Source organism: Aquidulcibacter sp., from assembly GCF_044346625.1.
In the GTDB taxonomy this organism is placed as follows: Bacteria; Pseudomonadota; Alphaproteobacteria; order Caulobacterales; family Aquidulcibacteraceae; genus Aquidulcibacter.
The window spans coordinates 1-3,363 of the sequence record NZ_JBIIYV010000148.1 but is presented as its reverse complement, the minus strand read 5'-3'; the positions used below and the strand labels follow the sequence as shown (position 1 = coordinate 3,363).

Here is a 3,363-nt window from a genome sequence, read left to right as displayed (position 1 = left end):
ACCTTTAAGCAATGATCCCATCGTCATGCTCAGCGCAGTCCCCTGAACATGATCAACTCAGCCCTAAACCGGCTACATCATGACGCCGCTGTTACACCACGCCATGGGACACGATCGGCGAACAGGAGCTCGAAAAAGACTTTTCAGTCTTGGACATGTTGGACGAGTTGCCTTCTCTTGATCCGTTTTTGGTTCGGGAATGTTTGCGCCGGAACCAACACGAACCCGCCGAATGCTATTTCCCGATATCGCCAGCTGATGCCCAGCGCATGCAAAATTTCGCAAACTCAGAGATGGCACCGCTGATCCGGATGGCGGTTGGAGACGTTAGTGGCATGGGCAGCGACGCCATGATTGCTAACCTCGCCAACGCACTTTTGCTCGCAAATGATGTTGGCGCACTAAACCCCTTGCGTGAGACATTGGGCTTAAACGGCACTCATTTCACAAAGGGAATCTTTAGCTGGAAGGGTTTCATCTACTACAAATGGCAATTCTCGGAAATGATGCAAGGCTTAATCCGTGTGACCAAACAAATCGACCATATCAGACCTGTGGGGTCGAATGAAGTTGCAACGCAAGAAAGATTTGACGCGCTTAAAGCATCAATTCGTACGCGGCTCCGGGAAACTGCGCGAGGCTGTAGTCAAGCGCTGGCGCTCTATGATGATGCATTCGCCGACCTCGTCCACCGAGGCAATCCTGGAGCCTTCCGCAGCTTCTTGTTGAATGCACCAGTTCTCTTGCTGGATTTAGGCCATTCAATGGGTATGATTTCGCATATCTCGTCATTCTGGGCTTACCGCTTTCAAAACGGTTCCGCGCGCTTACTAAAATGGAAAGAGTTCTATGATATTTTGCTCGAGTTTGACGCAGGGCTTGCTCCCCGCCAATCTCAGGCTCAGTCTTGGTAGAGCAAGCTACACCGATCGCCGGCAATGCCAGCGCAGACGTTGAACCCGGCAAAGTTATCTTTAGCGCAGCCGATCGTCGGTGCAGATGAAGTTCAAATTTGTCTCAGAAGCGGCGTGCATGTTGCCACATTGACCAAACGTAAGACTTACGTGAGCAGCTATGCCCTTAGAAGCTTGAGTTCCAGGAAATCGCTTGCAGTCCAAGACGATTTCCCCTAAAAGTGTCAACATATTATTTTATATATGCCGACATTAGGTGCCGACTTGCTGCTACAGGAATTGCGCTTCCTTTTATTTGACGTACTCGATGCGGAGGCCTTGCTAGTCCGTCCGACGTTTAATCACCTTGATCAGCTTGACCTTGAGTGCATTTTGACCGCAGCGGATGACTTGGCCAAGCGGGAGTTTGGCCCGATCGCCGACATAATTGACAGGGAAGAGCCGCTGCTTCTGCAAGGAAATGTGACTGTCCACAAGGCAGTGGCTCGGGCGTTTCGAGCTTACGCCGACGCGGGCTTTCTTGGGGCTAGTTTGCATGTTGAATCAGGGGGGCTACAGCTACCTGCCTGCGTATCAACAACACTCATGGCAATATTTGGAGCAGCATGCACACCGGCGGCTGGCTATGGATTTCTCACGACTGCTGCAGCTAGGATCATCCAAACGTTTGGTGATGTCTGGCAGAAGTCAACCTTCCTAGCTCCTTTACGTGACGGGATTTGGGCAGGGACAATGTGCCTCAGCGAGCCTCATGCAGGGTCTGCACTTGGCGAAATTCACACCAAGGCAGTCCTGCGTAACGATGGTTGCTATAATGTTACAGGCACTAAGATGTGGATCTCAGGCGGAGATCAAGACTTCACAGCTAACATCGCCCATCTTGTTTTGGCAAGAATCGACGGCGGCACATCAAATGCTTCAGGCTTGTCGCTTCTTATTGTACCAAAGATGAGTCTTGATGGTAGTTCAAACAAAGTCTCTACGATCGGACTAAATCATAAGCTGGGCCACCGAGGAACATCAAACTGTGCACTGACTTTCGGAACGGATGGTCCTTCAACCGGCTATTTGATCGGCAAGCCGCACGCAGGCCTTTCTTATATGTTCCAAATGATGAACGAAGCTCGCATCGGCGTTGGGGTTACCGCTGCAGCTACGGCCTATGCTGCTTATCGCTATGCTACTGAATACGCCCGGACGCGACTTCAAGGCCGCGACCCTGAAACAGGGGCGCAAGTAGCAATTGTCGGTCACGCCGACGTAAAGCGCATGCTTTTAATGCAACGGGCTATTTGCGACGGCGGCCTTTGTCTCTGCCTATTCGGCGCACGCATGGTAGATGACTCTCAAAGCCATCCGGATCCAGTTGAGGCCTCCAGGGCAGGGATACTCCTGAAACTACTCACTCCATTAATCAAGCTTTGGTGCTCCGAGCGCGGTCTCGAAGCAAACTCGCTGGCAATACAGGTCATGGGAGGTGCCGGATATGTTCGCGATCATCCAGTTGAAAGGTTGTTCCGAGATCAAAGGCTCAATCCGATACATGAGGGCACGAATGGTGTTCTGGCGATCGACTTTATCCTGAGAGGTGTTCGGCGGGATGGCGGGGAAGCCCTGCTCCAACTTCTGTCAAGAATCACTTCTGAACTAGCGTCAATAGACGGTGATAAGGAGTTGGCGCTTTCCAAAACACTTGCAGAAAGCGTGAGCATGATCCAAGCCTGCGCAGCTATCTTAGTGGCCAGCGAAAAAGGCGTTGCTCGCGCTTGGGCAAGCCCATTTGCCCTCTGTGTTGGCGATACGCTTGTTGCGTGGTTATGGCTAAGGCAGATCAAAGCCATGCGCGGACATTCTGATAGCGTGGCTCTTTCCAAGCAGGCAGCGGCACTATGCTTCAGCCAGTTGATTCTTCCGCAGTCGATGGCGGTTATAAAGAATATTATAGAGGGTAACTCACCGCCTTATAACGACCCAGACACAGACCTTCTGGTTGATTGACCATCTCTACACGGAATCAACCCTGCCTGGCTCTTGGGGTCCGCCGATTATCAGGAGGATCCTGCCTGGTGAGACCATCATGCTTTGGCTTTTGGCTAGCGTGCCACTGCTGACGCGCCACCGTGGTTAGAGCGTGCGGCGCGCAGCGGGCGTAAGCAAGCCGGGGCTCTTGTTGGGCGCCACGTTATTGAACTGGTGCCGCCAGAGTAGCGGACTCTCTCTTCAACTTGCTGACCAATCCTGGCAGAGGTCAGAAGGGCAACACATGACTGCGCATATTTTCACTATAAGTTGTATGGCAACAAGGAAAATAACGCATCGAGGTCAGCATTAGCGTATCCATTCGGCGAGGCTTTCAATTACCCATAAGTGGTTTTCTGCCTTGATCTGTTTGAATCGTCTGTGATTCTGTCTGTGACGCCGAATCAGGGAGGCGTCATTGACAGATCAT

Annotated in this window: 2 protein-coding genes; both read left to right on the top strand. The window is 51.8% G+C overall.

What is annotated here, in order from left to right; translation table 11 throughout:
• Positions 1-269 precede the first annotated feature (269 nt).
• Positions 270-914, top strand: coding sequence for a hypothetical protein (locus tag ACIQ20_RS16250; protein WP_395782154.1), 645 nt, complete (start codon positions 270-272; stop codon positions 912-914).
• A gap of 264 nt (positions 915-1,178) precedes the next feature.
• On the top strand, positions 1,179-2,912 hold the full coding sequence (locus ACIQ20_RS16245; RefSeq protein ID WP_346381587.1) for an acyl-CoA dehydrogenase family protein: 1,734 nt from the start codon (positions 1,179-1,181) through the stop codon (positions 2,910-2,912).
• The last annotated feature ends 451 nt before the right edge of the window (positions 2,913-3,363 follow it).